19 protein-coding genes are annotated in these 19206 nt (G+C 64.0%); 17 read left to right on the top strand and 2 right to left on the bottom strand.

From position 1 onward, the window contains the following. Window positions 1–57: 57 nt before the first annotated feature. The 6 genes from AC1Q7H_RS01785 to AC1Q7H_RS01760 all read left to right on the top strand — a co-directional run bounded on the left by AC1Q7H_RS01785 (window position 58) and on the right by AC1Q7H_RS01760 (window position 4823). Complete coding sequence (locus AC1Q7H_RS01785) at window positions 58–630, top strand: YqgE/AlgH family protein (RefSeq protein ID WP_035816620.1); 573 nt, start codon at window positions 58–60, stop codon at window positions 628–630. Beyond that, entirely contained in the window at window positions 623–1048 is a 426-nt protein-coding gene (gene ruvX, locus AC1Q7H_RS01780) for a Holliday junction resolvase RuvX (RefSeq protein WP_010813827.1), read from the top strand. Before AC1Q7H_RS01785 ends, ruvX begins: the two co-directional genes overlap by 8 nt. Further along, window positions 1045–1581, top strand: a complete 537-nt coding sequence (gene pyrR, locus AC1Q7H_RS01775) for a bifunctional pyr operon transcriptional regulator/uracil phosphoribosyltransferase PyrR (RefSeq protein ID WP_492380900.1) — start codon at window positions 1045–1047, stop codon at window positions 1579–1581. The genes ruvX and pyrR overlap by 4 nt, the downstream gene beginning before the upstream one ends. 91 nt (window positions 1582–1672) lie before the next feature. Continuing rightward, window positions 1673–2647 (top strand): aspartate carbamoyltransferase catalytic subunit, encoded by a 975-nt coding sequence (locus AC1Q7H_RS01770; protein WP_492380899.1) that lies wholly within the window; start codon window positions 1673–1675, stop codon window positions 2645–2647. Between the two features lie 62 nt (window positions 2648–2709). Continuing rightward, window positions 2710–3993 (top strand): dihydroorotase, encoded by a 1284-nt coding sequence (locus AC1Q7H_RS01765; protein WP_492380898.1) that lies wholly within the window; start codon window positions 2710–2712, stop codon window positions 3991–3993. Then, complete coding sequence (locus AC1Q7H_RS01760; protein ID WP_492380897.1) at window positions 3990–4823, top strand: lysophospholipid acyltransferase family protein; 834 nt, start codon at window positions 3990–3992, stop codon at window positions 4821–4823. The genes AC1Q7H_RS01765 and AC1Q7H_RS01760 overlap by 4 nt, the downstream gene beginning before the upstream one ends. A gap of 35 nt (window positions 4824–4858) precedes the next feature. Here the strand turns inward: AC1Q7H_RS01760 and AC1Q7H_RS01755 are convergent, their stop codons facing one another. Continuing rightward, complete coding sequence (locus AC1Q7H_RS01755; protein WP_492380963.1) at window positions 4859–5707, bottom strand: symmetrical bis(5'-nucleosyl)-tetraphosphatase; 849 nt, start codon at window positions 5705–5707, stop codon at window positions 4859–4861. A 230-nt stretch (window positions 5708–5937) separates the two neighbouring features. Here AC1Q7H_RS01755 and rfbB point away from each other — a divergent pair, with 230 nt between their 5' ends. From rfbB to rfbC, 11 genes are all read left to right on the top strand, one after another. Next, on the top strand, window positions 5938–7002 hold the full coding sequence (gene rfbB / locus AC1Q7H_RS01750; RefSeq protein WP_492380896.1) for a dTDP-glucose 4,6-dehydratase: 1065 nt from the start codon (window positions 5938–5940) through the stop codon (window positions 7000–7002). Further along, window positions 6992–7909 (top strand): dTDP-4-dehydrorhamnose reductase, encoded by a 918-nt coding sequence (rfbD, locus tag AC1Q7H_RS01745; protein ID WP_492380895.1) that lies wholly within the window; start codon window positions 6992–6994, stop codon window positions 7907–7909. The genes rfbB and rfbD overlap by 11 nt, the downstream gene beginning before the upstream one ends. Before the next feature lie 370 nt (window positions 7910–8279). Further along, window positions 8280–9374: an MraY family glycosyltransferase gene (locus AC1Q7H_RS01740; RefSeq protein WP_456804379.1), complete on the top strand. Its 1095-nt coding sequence runs from the start codon at window positions 8280–8282 to the stop codon at window positions 9372–9374. Between the two features lie 2 nt (window positions 9375–9376). Continuing rightward, window positions 9377–10249, top strand: a complete 873-nt coding sequence (locus AC1Q7H_RS01735) for a hypothetical protein (RefSeq protein ID WP_492380894.1) — start codon at window positions 9377–9379, stop codon at window positions 10247–10249. Window positions 10250–10267: 18 nt separating this feature from the next. After that, entirely contained in the window at window positions 10268–11401 is a 1134-nt protein-coding gene (locus tag AC1Q7H_RS01730) for a glycosyltransferase (RefSeq protein ID WP_492380893.1), read from the top strand. Between the two features lie 92 nt (window positions 11402–11493). Continuing rightward, complete coding sequence (locus AC1Q7H_RS01725; protein ID WP_492380962.1) at window positions 11494–12936, top strand: mannose-1-phosphate guanylyltransferase/mannose-6-phosphate isomerase; 1443 nt, start codon at window positions 11494–11496, stop codon at window positions 12934–12936. Between the two features lie 149 nt (window positions 12937–13085). Continuing rightward, window positions 13086–13886: a hypothetical protein gene (locus AC1Q7H_RS01720; RefSeq protein WP_492380892.1), complete on the top strand. Its 801-nt coding sequence runs from the start codon at window positions 13086–13088 to the stop codon at window positions 13884–13886. Further along, window positions 13883–15139, top strand: a complete 1257-nt coding sequence (locus tag AC1Q7H_RS01715) for a glycosyltransferase (protein ID WP_492380891.1) — start codon at window positions 13883–13885, stop codon at window positions 15137–15139. Before AC1Q7H_RS01720 ends, AC1Q7H_RS01715 begins: the two co-directional genes overlap by 4 nt. Window positions 15140–15144: 5 nt before the next feature. Beyond that, complete coding sequence (locus AC1Q7H_RS01710; protein WP_492380890.1) at window positions 15145–16437, top strand: hypothetical protein; 1293 nt, start codon at window positions 15145–15147, stop codon at window positions 16435–16437. Continuing rightward, a complete protein-coding gene (gene rfbA / locus AC1Q7H_RS01705) occupies window positions 16437–17309 on the top strand; it encodes a glucose-1-phosphate thymidylyltransferase RfbA (protein WP_492380961.1) in 873 nt (290 codons plus the stop codon). Before AC1Q7H_RS01710 ends, rfbA begins: the two co-directional genes overlap by 1 nt. 11 nt (window positions 17310–17320) lie before the next feature. After that, window positions 17321–17872, top strand: a complete 552-nt coding sequence (rfbC, locus tag AC1Q7H_RS01700; protein WP_492380889.1) for a dTDP-4-dehydrorhamnose 3,5-epimerase — start codon at window positions 17321–17323, stop codon at window positions 17870–17872. A gap of 52 nt (window positions 17873–17924) precedes the next feature. Here rfbC and AC1Q7H_RS01695 read toward each other — a convergent pair whose 3' ends face one another. Continuing rightward, window positions 17925–19193, bottom strand: coding sequence for an oligosaccharide flippase family protein (locus tag AC1Q7H_RS01695; protein ID WP_492380888.1), 1269 nt, complete (start codon window positions 19191–19193; stop codon window positions 17925–17927). Between the last annotated feature and the right edge of the window lie 13 nt (window positions 19194–19206).

Below are 19206 nucleotides of genomic sequence, written 5' to 3'. Positions count from 1 at the left end.
TGCAGCGCCCGCCAATCTTTTCCGGAAGACCCCCGGCGATTTGATAAAATGCAAGGCATGGCGAAGCCCGAAGCACCTATCAATCTGACCAATCAGTTCCTGATTGCCATGCCTGGCATGGCTGATCCGACTTTTTCGGGTTCCGTCGTCTATATCTGCGAACACAATGATCGTGGCGCGCTCGGGCTGGTGATCAACCGGCCCATCGACATCGACATGGCCACGTTGTTCGACAAGATCGACCTCAAGCTTGAAATCCAGCCAGTCGCGCACCAGCCGGTCTACTTCGGCGGCCCGGTGCAGACCGAGCGCGGCTTCGTGCTGCACGACCCGGTGGGCGTCTATGTCTCGTCGCTGGCCGTGCCCGGCGGGCTGGAAATGACCACCTCCAAGGACGTGCTGGAGGCCGTGGCCAACGGCAGCGGCCCGCACCGCTTCCTGCTGACGCTGGGTTACTCCGGCTGGGGTGCCGGCCAGCTGGAGGAAGAGCTCAGCCGCAACGGCTGGCTGACGGTCCAGGCCGACCCCGAAATCATCTTCAGCGTGCCGCCCGACGAGCGCTTCGCCGCCGCCATCCGGCTGCTGGGCATCGACTTCACCATGCTGTCGGGCGAGGCCGGGCATGCCTGATGCCGTGGGGCGTGAACTGCCCCGCGACGGCACGGTCCTGGCATTCGACTACGGCGAAAAAAAAATCGGCGTCGCGCTGGGCAACTTCATCACGCGCGAGGCGCGTGCGCTGACCATCCTCCCCAATATCACCGTGGAAGGCCGCTTTGAGGCCGTGGCGGCGCTCATCCAGGAGTGGAACCCGGTGCAGCTGATCGTCGGCATGCCGGTCAACCCTGAAGGGGGCGAGCAGCCCTCGATGAAGCTGGCGCGGCGTTTCGGCAACCAGCTCAATGGCCGCTTCGGCCTGCCGGTGGAGTGGGTGGACGAGCGCTATACGTCGCGCGCCGCGTCGATGGCCGGGGCCCGCCGCGGCGAGCTTGATGCCGAGGCCGCCCGCATCATCCTGCAACAGTATTTCGACCAATTCCCGCTATGACGCAGATTCCCGTTCCCGACGCCGAGTCGCTGTACCGCAAGCTGCTGGACCAGGCCCAGGCGTTGATCCCCGAGGCCGAGCGCGCGCGCTGGTCGGTGGCCGGCATCTACTCAGGCGGCGCATGGATCGCCGCGCGGCTGGCTGCCGACCTGAAGCTGCCCGAGTATGGCGTGATCAACGTTGCCTTCCATCGCGACGACTATGCCAAGAAGGGCCTGCACAGCCAAGCCCAGCCGACCACGCTGCCGTTTTCGGTGGATGACCGCAATATCCTGCTGATCGATGATGTGCTGGCTACGGGCCGCACCATCCGTGCCGCCGTCAACGAGCTGTTCGACTACGGCCGTCCCGCGCGCGTGGCGCTGGGCGTGCTGGTCGACCGCGGCGGGCGCCAGCTGCCCATTGCCGCCGACCTGACTGCCGCCGAGATGGCGCTGCCGCCCGGCACCACGCTGGTGCTTTCGCGCCAGGGCGAGGGCGCCGGCGCGCAATTCGCCTTTGCGACCGAACCTACCGATTCCGCCACCGGCTGAACCGGCCCGAATGCCCCAGGCGCGCAGTGCGCGCCTGACCCCCAGCTCCGAGACCAGACCACCCCCGTTTTTTGCCCGCGCCCGACCAGCCATGACCAAGACGTTCCGCAACCCGCAGCTCACCAAGAACGGCGAACTGAAGCACCTGCTGTCGATCGAGGGGTTGTCGCGTGACATGATCACGCACATCCTCGACACCGCCAGCCAGTTCGTATCGCTGTCCGACTCAGACCGCGATGTCAAGAAGGTGCCGCTGCTGCGCGGCAAGAGCGTGTTCAACCTGTTCTTCGAGAACTCCACCCGCACCCGCACCACCTTCGAGATCGCCGCCAAGCGGCTGTCGGCGGACGTGCTGAACCTGAACATCAACGCCTCGTCGACCAGCAAGGGTGAGTCGCTGCTGGACACCATCAACAACCTGTCGGCGATGTCCGCCGACATGTTCGTGGTGCGCCATGCCAGCTCGGGCGCACCTTACCTGATCGCCGAGCACGTCGCGCCGCACGTGCACGTGATCAACGCCGGCGACGGCCGCCACGCGCACCCGACGCAAGGCCTGCTGGACATGTACACGATCCGGCACTTCAAGAAGGACTTCACCAACCTGACAGTGGCCATCGTCGGCGACATCCTGCACTCGCGCGTGGCACGCTCCGACATCCACGCGCTGACCACGCTGGGCGTGCCCGAAGTGCGCGCGATTGGCCCGCGCACGCTGCTGCCGTCGGGGCTGGAGCAGATGGGTGTGCGCGTCTTCCACAACATGGAAGCGGGCCTGAAGGGCGTCGACGTGGTCATCATGCTGCGGCTGCAGAACGAGCGCATGAGCGGCGCGCTGCTGCCGTCGGCGCAGGAATACTTCAAGGCCTACGGCCTCACGCCGGAGCGCCTGGCACTGGCCAATCGCGACGCCATCGTGATGCACCCGGGCCCCATGAACCGCGGCGTCGAAATCGACTCCGCCGTGGCCGACGGCCCGCAGTCCGTGATCCTGAACCAGGTGACCTTCGGCATTGCCGTGCGCATGGCCGTGATGGGCATCGTAGCGGGAAATAGCGACGAATGACGCGGTCGAGCGACACGAGCCAGAACACACCGAAACAGCCAAGCGACACGACAAGCCACGCTATGAAGATTCACATCAAGGGCGGCCGCCTGATCGATCCGGCCAGCAACACCGACGCCGCGCAGGACCTCTACATCGCCGCCGGCAAGATCGTCGGCGTGGGCAGCGCCCCGGCGGACTTCACCGCCAACAAGACCATCGACGCCAGCGGCCTGATTGTGTGCCCCGGCCTGGTCGACCTCTCCGCGCGCCTGCGCGAGCCCGGCTACGAATACAAGGCCACGCTGGAATCCGAAGTGGCCGCCGCCACTGCCGGCGGCGTGACCAGCCTGGTCTGCCCGCCCGATACCGATCCGGTGCTCGATGAGCCCGGCCTGGTGGAAATGCTGAAATTCCGCGCCCGCACCCTGAACCAGACCCACGTGTACCCGCTGGGCGCGCTCACGCTGGGCCTGAAGGGCGAGACCCTGACCGAGATGAACCAGCTGACCGAAGCCGGCTGCGTCGGCTTCAGCCAGGCCGAGGCCCCGGTGCATAACACCCAGGTGCTGCTGCGCGCGCTGCAATACGCACAGACCTTCGGCTTCACCGTCTGGCTGCGCCCGGAAGACCCCTTCCTTGGCGGCGGCGTGGCCGCCAGCGGCGCGGTGGCGTCGCGCCTGGGCCTGTCCGGCGTGTCAGTGATCGCCGAAACCGTGCGCCTGCACACCATCTTCGAACTGATGCGCAGCACCGGCGCGCGCGTGCACCTGTGCCGCCTGTCGTCCGCGGCCGGGCTGGAGCTGGTGCGCCAGGCCAAGCGCGAAGGCCTGGCCGTGACCTGCGACGTCAATATCCACCACGTCGCGCTGACCGATATGGATATCGGCTACTTCAATTCGCAGATGCGCTTCTCGCCGCCGCTGCGCAGCCCGCGCGACCGCGACGCCATCGTCACCGCGTTGGCCGACGGCACCATCGACGCGCTGTGCTCCGATCACACCCCGGTCGACGACGACGAGAAGCTGCTGCCGTTCGCCGAGGCATCGCCGGGCGCAACCGGCCTGGAATTGCTGCTGCCGCTGACCCTGCGCTGGGCCGCCGAACACAAGGTCCCGCTGGCCCAGGCACTGGCCCGCATCACTGCCGAGCCCGCCCGCGTGATCGGCCTGAAGGCCGGCACCCTGGCCGTAGGCAGCGCCGCCGATGTGTGCGTGTTCGATCCCAAGCACGTCTGGAAGGTCGACCGCCGCTCCATCAGGAGCCAGGGCAAGAACTCGCCGTGGCTCGGCTACGAGATGGAAGGCAAGGTCCGCATGACCCTGGTCGGCGGGCAGGTTGTGTACGGAAACCACGCCCACGCATGATCTGGCTGCGCAAGACCGCGCTGGTGCTGCACCTGCTGCGCGGGCTGGTGACCTGCGCCTTGCTGTTCCCGTGGCTGGGTGTGCGCACGCGCGAGTGGCATATCCGCCGCTGGTCGCGGCGGTTGCTGCGGATTTGCGGGGTGGAGGTCGAGGTGGTGGATGCGACCGGCACAGCGTCGCACGGTGCCGGCCGCCAGGGCGCGATGGTGATTTCCAACCACATTTCGTGGCTGGATATCTACGTCATCCACAGTTGGCAGCCGGTGCGCTTCGTCGCCAAGTCGGAGATACGCGACTGGCCGCTGATTGGGTGGCTGTGCGGCAAGACGGGAACGATCTTCATCGAACGGGCGCGCAAACGCGATGCTCACCGCGTGCTGCACGACATCACCGACGTGATGCTGCAGGGCGACCTCGTCGGCGTGTTCCCCGAAGGCACCACGACCGACGGCACCGAGGTGCTGCCGTTCCACGCCAACCTGATGCAGGCGCCGATTTCTGGCGGGTTACCGGTGCAGCCCCTGGGGCTGAACTACCTCGATGCCGCTACGGGTCAACCGACGCTTGCCGCCGCCTACATCGGCGAGACCACACTGCTGCAGTCGCTGGAAGCGGTCTTGCGCGCGCCCAGGATCAAGGCCAGATTGGTAATCGGGCCTGCGCTGATGCCGGCCTCCGGAGACCGCCGCGAGCTTGCGAACTCCGCCAGGGAGGTGGTCGCCCACCTCAGCCAGGGCGCGCCGGAACACGCTGCCGCCGCGGCCCGACGGCTGAATCACCCCGTCGCGCCCGGCGGCGTACCCCAGCCAAGCTCCGCTGCCATCAGCTAGCCGTCCTGTCGTCCCCGCCAACGCGGGATTGCCAGTCAGGCCAGCGGGTCACAATATTGCGGGCAATCAACCTGAACGACGGTCCGTTCGGCAGGATCCTGTGCCAACCGGGCCGCCGTCAGCTTGCCACCCCAGACGCAGCCCGTATCCAGCGCCATCAGGTTCGGCCGCATGACCAGGCCCAGCGTCGACCAATGGCCGCATACCACCGTCACTTCCCCGGTACGCCGCCCCGGCACGTTGAACCACGGCATGAACCCGTCCGGCGCCTTGCCCAGGCCTTCCTTGGTCTTGAAGTCCATCACGCCATCGACAGTGCAGTAGCGCAGCCGGGTGAGGGCATTGATCACCACGCGATGGCGTTCGCTGCCGCGCAGGCCGTCGTGCCAGCGGTCGGCGGCGTTGCCGAAGATGTCGGCGAGGAAGCCTTGCCAGTTGGGGCCTTGGAGTTGCTCTTCGACTTCGTGGGCGAGGTCGATGACTTGGGTGGCGGTCCATTGGGGGAGGACGCCGGCGTGGACCAGGAGGAAGTTGTTTTCCAGCAGGGCCAGGGGACGGTGGCGGAGCCAGGTGAGTAGGTCCTCACAATCGGGGGCGGTGAGGATGTCGTCCAGGGTGTCGGATTTGCCCTTCTTGCGCACGCCTGCGGCGACGGCGAGGAGGTGGATGTCGTGGTTGCCGAGGACGGTTTCAGTGCGGCTGCCCATGGCACGGATAGTGCGGAGGGTTTGGAGGGAGGCTGGGCCGCGGTTTACAAGGTCGCCGACGAAGCGGAGGGGGGTGTCCGTGGGCAATTGGTCCAGCAGGGCGATCAAGGAGGCGGCACAGCCTTGGAGATCGCCGATGGCATGGGGTGTCGAAAAATACACTTTAACGTTGACCATCAAGAGAAGGAAAAACTATTTCGCTTCTATTTGTAGTTTTGTGACCGATATACCGTGGCATGGTTACATGAGGCTACAAAAAGAGGGGGAGGGGATGTAGATTAGGGCATTCCGTCGGATAGAATACCGCCACTTCTGCAGGCACTTAACGCCCCGCCGTCCAGGAAGAGGACAAGGTGGGCGCTCGGCTTTTGTCGGGCCATCGAAACATATCGAGGCAAGGAGCAGTTTTGTCGCATATTTTGGTCACAGGCGGCGCTGGGTTCATTGGCGCCAATTTCGTTCTGGCATGGTTGGGCGACAAGTCGGCGGATGGGGTCGTGAACGTCGACAAGCTCACCTATGCGGGCAATCGGAAGACGCTGGCGTTGGTCGAGGACGATCCACGGCACGTGTTCTCGCAAACGGATATTTGTGACCGTGATGCCCTGGACAAGCTCTTCACCACTTACAAGCCGCGTGCAGTCGTGCACTTCGCGGCGGAAAGCCATGTAGACCGGTCCATTTATGGTCCGGGCGAATTCATCCGGACTAATATCGTTGGTACCTTCACGCTCCTGGAAGCGGCTCGCGCTTACTGGGGCAGCCTCGAGGGGCAGGCCAAGTCGGACTTCCGCTTCCTGCATGTCTCGACGGACGAGGTGTTCGGCTCGCTGAGCGAGACCGATCCCCAGTTCTCGGAAGCTACACCGTACGCGCCCAATAGTCCGTACTCGGCATCCAAGGCGGCCTCGGATCACTTGGTGCGCGCGTATCACCATACGTACGGCTTGCCGGTCATTACGACGAACTGCTCCAATAACTATGGTCCTTACCATTTCCCGGAAAAGCTGATCCCGCTGATCATCGCCAATGCACTGGCCGGCAAGCCGCTGCCGATCTATGGCGACGGCCTGAATGTGCGCGACTGGCTTTATGTGCGCGATCACTGCTCGGCGATACGTGAGGTGCTTGCCAAGGGGCGACTTGGTGAGACCTACAACGTCGGCGGTTGGAATGAGAAGACCAACCTCGATGTGGTGCACACGCTGTGCGACCTGCTGGATGAACTGCGTCCCAAAGCCTCTGGTTCGTATCGCGACCAGATTACCTTCGTGAAGGATCGTCCGGGGCATGACCGCCGCTATGCCATCGACGCTCGCAAGCTGGAGCGCGAGTTGGGGTGGAAGCCGGCAGAGACGTTTGAGTCAGGCCTGCGCAAGACCGTGCAGTGGTTCCTGGACAACCAGAGCTGGGTGCGGGATGTGATGTCCGGCGAGTATCGGAACTGGGTGGCGAAGCAATATGCTGCCTGAGGCGAAGTCCGTTCCCACCTTCCTGGTGACCGGCAGCAACGGCCAGGTCGGTTTCGAACTGCGGCGCAGTCTCGCGCCGCTGGGCCGCGTGGTTGCGCTGGACCGCGCCGGCTGCGATCTTGCCAGCCCGGACGCCGTTCGCCGCGTGGTGCGCGACCTGCGCCCGGACGTGATCGTCAATCCGGCCGCATATACGGCGGTGGACAAGGCGGAGACCGAGGCCGAGCTCGCGTTTGCCATCAACGGCGCCGCGGTGGGCATCCTGGCGGAGGAAGCGAAGGCGCTGGGCAGCCTGTTGGTCCATTACTCGACCGACTACGTCTTCGACGGCACCAAACACGGCGCCTACACGGAGAGCGATCCGGTCAATCCGGGCTCGGTTTACGGCAAGAGCAAGCTCGCTGGGGAACAGGCCATTGCGGCAAGTGGCGCGCAGGCGCTGGTGTTCCGGATCTGCTGGGTGGCCGGCGCCCACGGTGGCAACTTTGCCAAGACGATGCTGCGGCTTGGCCAGGAGCGCGACAGCCTGCGCGTGATAGCCGACCAGTTCGGCGCGCCGACGACAGCCGCGCTGATTGCCGACGTCACCGCGCAGATCGTGGCACGCCATTGGCTGACCCCGGCCCGCGATGTGCTGGCAGTGGGCATCTATCACCTTGCCGCGGCAGGCGAAGCGACCTGGCATGCCTATGCGACGGAAGTGCTCCGGTACGCAAAGGCGCGCGGCGTGGCGCTGAAGGCCGATCCCGAAAACATCGAAGCGATCCCCGCCACGGCTTACCCGCTGCCCGCGCCGCGTCCGTCCAATTCACGACTCGATACTACGCGCCTGCGGGAAACCTTCGGCATCCATCTTCCAGACTGGCAGCAGGGCATTCATTTACTGCTGGACCAGATTCTCTCCTGACAAATTTATGTGTAAGAGACTGTTCCCCCTCGAGAGGTCCGCGGACACAAACCGGTTTGCGATGAGGCTCCGTTATCACAGTCCATTGAAGAGCTGAGGTAACGCTGATTTGACGGGTCGCCAGGAATAGTTGTGAACGGTCACTGGTGCCGGTTTTTGCGGAATGCAGGGCGGCGAGTATTTGCGCCGAGCACGCGAGCACATTCCATACCCGTGTCCCGATAAATTGTGCCCGTATGCGATTCTGCGATGAGCCGTCCTAGTGTCGGTCACCACAGATTGAATTGCTAGCGATTCCTTATCAACCGAATGGGCCGGTGGCTGCCGGATGACCAATCTGACCGTTATGAGGTTGTAGTTACCAGTATCTATGATCACTATTACGATAGCATTTCTCGTCTCATCGTTGCTTACCTTTCTGGTGGTGCGATACTCGCGATTCCACGAGCATTTCACCGCGGATTGGGATCTCCGAGGCGTGCAGAAGCACCACGCGAAGCCCGTGCCACGTATCGGGGGATTCGGGATCGCGGTGAGCCTGCTTTTCGTATCGCTCATTACGTGGTATCGGGCGGATGCAGCGACGGGCACTGCAATGCTGAAGCTGGTGGCCTGCGCCGTGTTCGCGTTTGGCGCGGGCTTCTGGGAAGACCTGACGAAGCGGGTGTCGCCGCGGGAGAGACTGATCGCGACAATGATCTCGGCGCTGGCCGCCGCGTGGATTCTCGATGCGAGAATCGAGCGGGTCGACGTGGCGTTGATCGATCAGTTCCTTGCTATCACTGTCATTTCCGTTTCCATTACCGCGCTCGCGGTTTCCGGACTCGCGAATGCCATCAATATCATCGATGGCTTCAATGGCCTGGCGTCCATGGTTTCGATGATCATGTTCCTGTCGCTGGCCTATGTCGCATTCCAGGTTGGTGATGCATTCGTGCTGACAGTGGCTTTTGCGATGATCGGCGCCATTTTCGGTTTCTTCATCTGGAATTTCCCTGCAGGAGCGATTTTTCTCGGAGACGGCGGCGCATACCTGATTGGATTCGTGCTAGCGGAACTGGCCGTGCTGCTGATCTTGCGGCATCCGCAGGTTTCCGCCTGGTATCCGTTTCTGATGGTGATCTATCCGATTTTCGAGACCCTATTTAGCATTTATCGCCGCAAGGTGGTCCGGGGCGTGCCGGCTGGCCATCCCGACGGCGTGCACTTGCACACGCTGATCTATAAGCGGCTGATGCGCTGGGCCGTCGGCAGCGCGGATCATCGTCACAAGCTGCGCCGCAACTCGATGACCTCCCCGTACCTGTGGCTGCTGAGCTTGTTTGCCGTGGTACCCGCGACGCTGTTCTGGAACAAGGGGCTGGTCCTCGCGAGCTTCTCCGCGGTGTTCATGGTGTTTTACGTGTGGATTTACTGGCGCATCGTGCGCTTCCAGGTCCCGCGCTGGATGATTTTTCGGAAGTAAGTATGACGATACCCTACACAAATCCCGCGGCAACGACTGAGGAGCAAGACGCCATGCTGGGCCGGATGACGCTCGAGTTCTTGAACAAGGCCAAGTACTGGCTGGTGCTTGGCGCGTTCTTGGGTGGCTCCATCGGCTATGGTTTGGCGTTCCTCGTCCGCCCGCAGTGGGAGGCCACGCTGTTGCTGCAGGTCGGCCAGATCGCCGGAGACGAGGGGACGAACAGCATGGTGCTGGAGCCGCCCGGACGCGCGGTGGACAGGATGCGGTCCGGGCCGTTCCTGGAGGCGGTGCTCGCCCGGCTCCAGCTTCCGAATGTGCCAGATCAGCCGAGTCCCGAAGCAGACCTGATCCTGAAGTCTGCCAACGTGATCCAGATGCGGGGTTCCGATCTGCTGCAGCTTTCCGTCAGGGGCTATAGCCGGAAGCAGGCTGCCCAGTTCGCTCAGGGGTTCGAGAGCGAACTGACCCAGGTCCATTTGGCCATTGCCAATCCGGCCATCGAAAGGATGAAGGAGGAGCAGGCCTCGGTCGACCACTCACTGACCGCAGAGCAGGAGCGCCGGGCCGATCTGCTTAAGCTGGCGCAGGAGCAACTCCGCGGCGACCTGGGGCGAAAGTTCTCGGAAAGCGTAGTGGTGACGCAGATGCTTGCCCAGAACGACCTGGCCTTGCGGCAACTGGAGCGCAGGAAGCGTGTGGTGAAGGAGCAGCTCGATCCTGCGCGCACCTTCAATACGCATGCCCTAGGCGTGCCGGACGTTAGCCGGCGCCCGGTCTTCCCGCGGAAGTCCGCATTTGCCGCAGCAGGGTTGCTGGCGGGCGCGATCATTTCGCTGGTGCTGCTGTTGATCCGCTGGTCGAAGCGGAAGTAAGACTGGACTGCAGCTGATATGGCAAAGATCGTTCATTTTGGGAAGTACTATCCCCCCGACGCTGGCGGCATCGAGAGCGTGACGTCGAGTCTCGCGCAGGGCGCGGCCAATGCCGGCCACGACGTTTCCGTTGTCTGCTTCCGGAAGGCGCCGGCCGACGCGAACAGCGTGATGAGCGGTGTCCGGGTGGTTCGCCTGCCGATCGCCAGGCTGGTCGCCTCGCAGCCTCTCGGCTTCAGGTACCTGCTGGCGTGCCTGAAGGCGGCACGCCATGCCGATGTAGTTCATCTGCACGTGCCCAATATGCTCGGCGCGTTGTGCGCGCTGCTGATTGGCGGGAAGCCACGCCTGCTGGTGCACTGGCATGCCGACGTGATCAACAAGGGCGTATTGGGCAAGCTGCTGAAGCCGCTGGAGGTAGGCATGCTAAAGCGGGCCGATTGCATCGTCGGCACCTCGCAGGTCTACGCCGAGGCCTCGCCGCTGCTCAGCCGTTTCGGCGACAAGGTCGCCGTCGTGCCGATCGGCGTGACGGATGCAAGGAAAGCGAGTGCCGCGCATGGCGCATCGCCGCTGCCGTGGGAACTGGAAGACAGGCTGGCCGGCAGGAAGCTGATCCTCGCGGTCGGACGGCTCGTGCCGTACAAAGGCTTCGATGTGCTGATTGAAGCCGCCCGGCAGCTTCAGAACGATGCCGTAGTGGTGATCGTGGGCGGCGGCCCGTTGCGGGAATCGCTGCAGGCGGCGATCCGCGACGCCGGTGTGGAAGGCCGCGTTCATCTCGCCGGCCGGTTGAGCGACGACGCGCTGCACGCGCTCTTTGCGCGAGCCGCGCTGTACTGCCTGCCGTCAGTCACCCGGGCGGAGGCATTCGGCGTGGTGTTGCTGGAAGCGATGGCCTACGGCCTGCCGGTTGTGGCGACGAATATTCCCGGATCCGGAGTGCCGTGGGTCAACCAGCACGGCGTCAGCGGCATTAACGTCCCGGTCAACGATCCCGTGGCGTTGGCGCAGGCGTGCAACCGGATCCTGGATTCGGATGAGGAGCGCGCCCGTTTCTCCGAGGGAGCACGCCAGCGGTTTATGACCGAGTTCACCGAGGAGGTCTCGGTGAAGCGGATGATGGCAATGTATGATCGCCTGGTGGCGTAGCCGGCAGCTTGTGCGAATTTAACGGCCTGGGCCGATGTGCCGGGCCTGAGCCAGCCGATGACTTCGATGTCGGTGTGGTAAGGGAAAGAAAAATGATCTCAGTAACTCCAGTTATTCTTTGCGGCGGTTCTGGTACCCGGCTGTGGCCTCTCTCGCGGGCAGGGTTTCCCAAGCAGTTCCTTTGCCTGACGGGCAACGAGAGCCTGTTCCAGCAGGCCATCGCGAGGATCACCGCGGTGGGGGCGGACAACATCGCCGTCGCCGCACCGGTCGTCGTCAGCAATGAGGAGCACCGCTTCCTAGCCCTCGAGCAACTGCGCGAGACCGGGGTCGCTCTCGGGGCAGCGCTACTGGAGCCTGTCGGGCGCGGCACAGCGCCGGCGCTGACTATTGCGGCGCTGGCGGCGATGGAAGCGGGCGGCGACCCCGTGCTTGCCGTGACCCCGGCCGACCAGGCGATCACCAACGAGGCGGCATACAACGCGGCGCTGCAGGCGGCGATCGGCGAGGCGGCCAAGGGCGCGATCGTCGTTCTCGGGGTTCCGACGCAAAGCCCGGAGACCGGCTACGGCTACATCCGGACCAGCAAGCGGTCAGATTCGGCGGCGGCCTTCGATGTCGAGGCGTTCGTCGAGAAGCCCGATCTCGCCACCGCTCAGCGTTATATCGCGGAGGGCGGCTATTGTTGGAACAGCGGCATGTTTGTGCTACGGGCCTCGGTGTGGCTCGCCGCGCTCGAGCAGTTCCGCCCAGACATCCTGCAGATCACGCGGCGCGCATGGGAACAGCGCAGCCGGGACGGACAGAACACGCGCCCAGGCAAGGCCGAGTTCGCGGAGATTCCGTCCGATTCGATCGACTGCGCCGTGGCCGAACGCTGCCCGGGCAGCGGCTTCCCGATCCGGATGGTGCCGCTCGATGCCGGCTGGAGCGATCTGGGCGCGTGGGACGCGGTCTGGAATGTGCTGCCGAAGGACGACGACGGCAACGCCCACATGGGCGACGTGATCACCAGGGATAGCCGCAATACGCTGGTGCATGCCACCAGCCGGCTGGTCAGCCTGGTCGGCGTGGAAGGCCTCGTCGTCGTCGAGACGCCGGATGCGGTGCTGGTCGCCGACAAGTCCCGCAGCCAGGACGTGAAGCATATCGTCAACGCGCTCGGCCAGCAGCAGCGTGGCGAGCAGACCCTGCATCGCAAGGTGCATCGCCCATGGGGTTGGTATGACAGTGTCGACGAAAGCGACCGCTTCAAGGTCAAGCGCATCCAGGTCAAGCCAAAGGCCAGCCTGAGCCTGCAGAAGCACTACCATCGGGCCGAGCACTGGATCGTGGTCAAGGGCACCGCGGAAATCACCTGCGGCGACAAGACCATCCTGCTCACCGAGAACCAGTCGACCTACATCCCACTGGGCGAGGTTCACCGCCTGGCGAATCCGGGCAGCATCCCGCTCGAGATCATCGAGGTGCAGTCCGGCAGCTATCTCAACGAGGACGACATCGTGCGCATCGAGGACAGCTACGGTCGCCACTAACAGGGCCGTGTCCGTGGGGGCGGGACGCCCGGCGTGTCTACCCCGCCCGTGACTCTACGCCCGATTCATCGTCGTATGTCGAAATCCGTTCTCTGTCCTCAGCGTCAATGACCAGTCACCCACAATCAGCATCTCGTCATCAGCAAGGCATGCGAGTTGCGATCATTGGGGCGTGTTACTACACGTCGCCGTCGCAGTTCTCGAAAGTGACGTCGGAATTCGTGGACAATCTACTGCTGGATCACGCCGCCGCCAGCAAGTGCTTCGTCAGCATGCGTCCGTCGGTCCCGTTGCCCGTAGAGCCGGGCGACAAGGCCTCGTGGATCCCCAGCACGGGGAAGTACCTCGATATTTCCGCGTATGCGTCAGCGGCCTCGGTCGTCGGGGACCATGACCTGTACCTGATCTTGAACGATACCCTGTTCGGTAAGCATCCCTGGCGCATGATGGCGAGGCGGCTCGGGGCCCTGGTCCCGAGCCTAACGGCGATACGAGAGCCCGCCGCCGCTGGCGAGGTCCATCCTTCGACGGACTTGCTGCTGCTGGATGTGCGCAACCCAACCCGACGCCACCTGTCGACCTTCTGTTTCCTGCTGAACCGGGCGGGCTTCGACGTCTTCCAACAACTTGCCCGGACGCTGCCGGGCGATGATTCGAACCCGTCCGTCCGCCGCTGGCTGGACGACCATGCCGACCAGCATGTCGCACTGAAGCACATGCTGCACGTACACCTGACCGGCCCCGTTAGCCCATGGTCCTGGAAGGGCAGGTTGAACGGCAACGTCGCGGAAGACCTGCTGCTGCGCAAGGCGGTGACGGTGGCGTTCGAGTACCTGTTCAGCGAGCAGATACTGCGCCGTGGCGGCCTGGTCATGCCAATGAACATCGGGTTGAAATACCGCGTCTGCGCGAAGGCGGCTGCCTTGTATTCACGAATCGGACGTCCATGATACAGATTAAGATACTCGCCCTCGGGCCACAGGAAGTCATCCCCCCGGTTGACGGCGGCAAGGAGAGCATCCACGGCGCCCTAGCTTCCCTCGGCGAGCAGTTCGACGTCACCTACGCGTATCCACGCGCGGAAAACAGCGCGGAGGCGGCCGCAGGCTACGCGGCTATCGGCGTTCGCCAGGTTGCTGTGCCGTTCAGGCCGGTGGAGTCCCTCGGCGTCGTCCTCGGCGCCACGCTGCAGGGCAGGCCATACAAGTTCGAGAAATACTCGACGACGGCGGCCGCGCGTGCCTTTGCCGACGCCATCGGTCCCATCCGGCCCGATGCCTTGATCTGCTTCCATCCGCACACGGTGGGGTTGGCGGAGAAGATCCGCCGTGCCGCTGGCTGGCGCGTGCCAATCCTGCTGCGTGAGCACAACGTCGAATACGAGCTGGTGCGCAGCTATCGCGATTCGCTGCGCGGACCGCTGCGGCTGGCGGCCAGCCTGTTCGCCAGTTTCACGCAGCGCGAGGAGATGCGGATCTGGAAGCGCGTGGATGCCGTGGCATTCATCACCGACCAGGACCTCGCGATTGCACGCCGGCAGGATGGCCACAGCAACCTTTTCCTTGCGCCCGAAGGCATTCCGCTCCCCCCGCGTCGCGACCTGAGCGAAAGCGCCGCATCCTCGCAACTGCTCGTGTTGCTCAATCCCCGCGCTACGCAGAGTGTCGACAGCCTGAAGCGCTTCCTGCATACCGTGTGGGCGCAGGCGGCGCAGCACCCGCGCCTGCAGTCGCTGACGCTGGCCATCACCGGAGTGCAGCTCGAGCAGCTCGCCGGGCTCGTCGACATAAAGCCGGAGACGCTCACGGGTCTGCGTGTCAAGGCGCTCGGCTTTGTGCCGTCGTTGACGGCCGTCTTCGCCAGTTCCCTGGCCCTGATCTCCCCGACCTACGTCGGTGGGGGCATCCGCAAGAAGATCCTCGAAGGGATGGCCAACCAGTTGCCGGTGATTACTACGCGACTCGACGTCGAGAGCTGCGGATATTTCCAGGCAAGCCGAAACCTGATTGCCTTCGATTCCCCGGCCGACTTCATCGAGGGAGTCGGGCGCCTGCGGGAAGACAAGGCTTACTGGGCGAGCATTTCCGAGGCCGGGCGCAGTACCGTCGAGACGCATGCCAACTGGAGGCTCTTCGCGGACAGGATTCGCGCGGAGATGCTCCAACTGGTGGGCAACGAGACGGGGCAGTCGGGCCGGAGCTAGCTAGCATGGTGATTTCCTGGCTACTGTCGATCGCTTTCTCGACAGCCATTGCATGCATGGCATTCGGTGCCGTTTACCGGCCCGAGGCGCTCGGCTACCTGGCGGCCTCGCCGGGCACGCTGCTGATCAGCTGCTGCCTGCCCTTGGTATTGCTCGTGCGTCTGGTCGAAGGGCGCGCCCATTCGGCTACCAGCCTGAATGCCTGGTGGCTGCTGGCCTACGGTATCCTGGCCTCAGTGCTGTCCGCACTGTTCTTCGGGCTCTCGCCGTTGTTCGCGGCGAAGTCGCTGACGTTGCTCGTGCTTTCGGCCGTCTGGCTGTCGCCGCTGCTGTTCTTCGATCATCTGCGCGTCCCGCACCTGCGCATGGGGCTGATCACCGCGCTCGTCATCTGCGCGATCGGCTATCTCTTTCACGACCTCTTTCCCGGCAGCCTGCCGGGTGCAATCCGGGGCCTGGTGTTCGCACCGGGCTACCTGGAGACGGAGGACCTGCGCACGCGCGGCTTCATGCAGGAGAACTCGCATTTCGCCACGCTGGTCGGGCGATACGCGATGATGGTCTATCTGCTCAGCGAGATGTCGCGCCCATATTCGGCCAAGCGGCAGGCCGTGTTCATGCTGCTGATGATGGTGCTGCTAGGCGTCGTCGGCTCCAAGGGGGCGGCGATTAGCATCCTGGCGGCGTTCCTATTCGTCAGCCTGACGCGCCGCCTGATTCCCTACCTGCTCGTCTTCGCGCCGGTTGTCATTGCCGTGGGCCTGCAGCAGGCGGAGGCCGTCGCCCACGACCTCAGCAATTTTACGTCGGGATCGACGCGAATGACTTTGTGGCTGGCCGGGCTAGCTGGGCAGGTTGTCGATCCGCTTGGTTACGGCTACTACGGTTTCTATTGGGCCGTGCAGAACCTCGGCGGGTGGGCCATGGACTGGCTCGGGGCGCAGCTTCCCCTCAATTTCTCGGAGGTGGCCGAGATCGTCGCGAGCCTGACCAACGTGTCGACCAAATCCACGCTGTTCGATTTCATGCTCGTGTACGGCGTATTCTTCCTGTGGATGATGGTCGCGCTGTGCCGGCGCATCAACCTGGCCGATCCGCGCGCCAGGGCCGCCGTTCTCTATTTTGTGCTGACGTCCCTGGCGAGCGCGGGTCACGAGTCGATCTCTTTCTTCCTCGGCTTCACCGTACTCCTCATCGCCTTTCCGCGGTTGGCACGGGAGCACAAACCGGCGGTCGCGGGTGGCTTGAACGTTGCAGTAGCAGGACGCCAAGCGGGGCGTCAGATGGAAGGAACATGATGAATACACGCAAAGGCATCATCCTCGCCGGCGGCTCCGGCACCCGGCTCTATCCGGTGACGCAGGCCGTTTCCAAGCAGCTCATGCCGGTGTACGACAAGCCGATGATCTACTATCCGCTCAGCACGCTGATGCTGGCGGGCATCCGGGACGTCCTAGTGATCTCCACGCCGTCCGATACGCCGCGTTTCTCCGATCTGCTCGGCGATGGCGGTCAGTGGGGCATGAATATCCGCTACGCGGTGCAGCCCTCGCCCGATGGCCTGGCGCAGGCGTTCCTGATCGGCCGGGACTTCCTGGGCGGCGGCCCCAGCGCGCTGGTCCTGGGCGACAACATCTTCCACGGCCACGACCTGCCGAAGCTGCTACGCAATGCCGACTCCCACCAGGGCGGCGCCAGCGTGTTCGCCTATCACGTCCACGATCCCGAGCGCTATGGCGTGGTGGAATTCGATGCCAATCAGAACGCGGTCAGCATCGAGGAAAAACCGGCGCAGCCGAAGAGCAGCTACGCGGTGACCGGCCTGTACTTCTACGACCAGCAGGTCTGCGACATCGCTTCGCAGATCCAGCCGTCCGCGCGCGGGGAGTTGGAGATCACGGATGTGAATCGCCACTACTTGGAGCGTGGCAAGCTCAACGTCGAGATCATGGGGCGGGGCTATGCCTGGCTCGATACTGGCACGCATGACAGCCTTCTCGATGCGTCGAGCTTCATCGCGACGCTGCAGAAGCGCCAGGGCCAGATGGTGGCCTGTCCGGAGGAGATTGCCTACGGCCAGGGTTGGATCGGCGCGGACAAAGTCCAGGCGCTTGCCGCGCCGTTGGCGAAGAACGGCTATGGCAAGTACCTGCTCAGCCTGTTGAACTAGGGAGGAAAGCGATGCCTTTTGTTGCGACCCCGACGGCGCTGCCGGAGGTCATGATCCTGGAGCCGAAGGTGTTCGGTGATGACCGGGGTTTCTTTTTTGAGAGCTTCAACCAGCAGGACTTCCAGCAGGCCACCGGGGTGGATACGCCCTTCGTGCAGGATAACCACAGCCGCTCGTCCAAGGGCGTGCTGCGCGGCCTGCATTACCAGATTAGGCAGCCGCAGGGCAAACTGGTGCGCGTGGCGCGAGGCGAGATCTTCGATGTGGCGGTCGACCTACGCCGCAGTTCACCGAACTTCGGCAAGTGGGTGGGCGTGGTGCTCTCCGAGCAAAACAAGCTCCAGCTCTGGGTGCCGCCCGGCTTCGCACACGGTTTCCTGGCGATCACTGAAATTGCCGAGGTGCTCTACAAGACCACCGACTACTGGTATCCGGAGCACGAGCGCAGCCTGCTGTGGAACGACCCCACCGTGGGCATCCAATGGTCGCTCGAGGGCGAGCCGATGCTTGCCGCAAAGGACGCCGCAGGCAAGCCGTTCCACGACGCCGAAGTGTTCGACTGACGATCGGCCGGCTAATTTTGCCAGCGAGGCCCGCGGGCGGGCCGCCAGCCGTTCAGGCCGGCGCATCCTGCCCCGGCTGCGCGGCGAGGGCACGCTTCCTCTCGCGGAAGTAGAGCCATGCAAACGCCGCTGCGCCGAAGAGCTCCGTCAGGATGACGGAGACGATCGTGCCTTCCGCGCCCCAACGGAGGGTGAGCGGCACCACGTAGGCCAGGTGGAGGGCCGTGGCGACGGCGTACACGTTCTTCAGCAGCCGCGTGTTGCCCATCGCCATCAGCCCGAGATTGCCATAGACCAGCGCGACGCCGATGATCGGCAACAGCACCGCCTCCAGTTTCAGTAGCCCGATCGACGAGTGGAACTGTTCGCCCAGCCAGAAGGTGACGGCCCAGTCCGCAAAAAGCTGAATCACGGCGAACATGCCGATGGCGGAGCCCGAGATCAGCAGCATCGCGGTGCGCAGCAGCTTGCGCGCCGCTGGCGGATCGATCGTGTTGTACTGGCTGATGCGCGGGTAGAACGCCTGCCCGACGACCACGAATACCGCTTGCGCCGCCAGGCGAATCTTATCCGCCATTGCGAACTGGCCGACGGCGACCGGGCCGTAGTAATGGTTCAGCAGGATCGAGTTGAAGTTCACGTAGAAGCTCACCAGCACGACCGACAGGAAGACCGGGAAGCCCTCGGTAAGCGTGTGATACACGTCGCGCGCCTTGACGGCGACGAGCGCCGCGAATTTCTCCCGCGCCACGATCCACATGGCGGCTCCGGCCAGCACGACGTTGCCGATGCTGATGCCTAGCGCGGCGAGCGCCGCATCGCCTTCACCCCTGACCAAGACCACCACGCAGAGCACGCTGACCGCCTTGGAAACGAAGGTCGGCAGCACCAGCGATTTCATGCGCTCCAATCCTTGGAACAGCCACAGCGGCGTCAGCGCATTGGCGATCATGCCCAGGCTCAAGCCTGCAAAGACGGCCCAGTGCGAGCGAATGTCCGGGACAAATGCAAAGCCGGCGAGCAGCAGCACCAGCGCACCGAGCATCAGCGCGAAGCGGCCGGCCGTCGTGCACGCGTACACGTCGTTCAGCTTGCCCGGATCGTCTCGGTGCAGCGACACCAGCCGGGTCGCTGTCAGATTGTAGCCGTAGTCGGTTAGGAGCATCAGGTACTGCATGATCGCCTGGCAATAGGCGAGCACGCCAAACTCCTTGACCCCGAGCACGCCGCCAAGATATGGCAGTAGTAGAAGCGGAAACAGGTAGTTGCCGCCTTGAATCAGGATCAGATACAGTACGGTCTTCTTGATCGAAGTGGTCATCGGTGTTCAGTGA

It is taken from the genome of Cupriavidus sp. GW823-FHT06D04, assembly GCF_058795055.1.
This window is presented reverse-complemented; position numbering and strand designations above follow the sequence as displayed.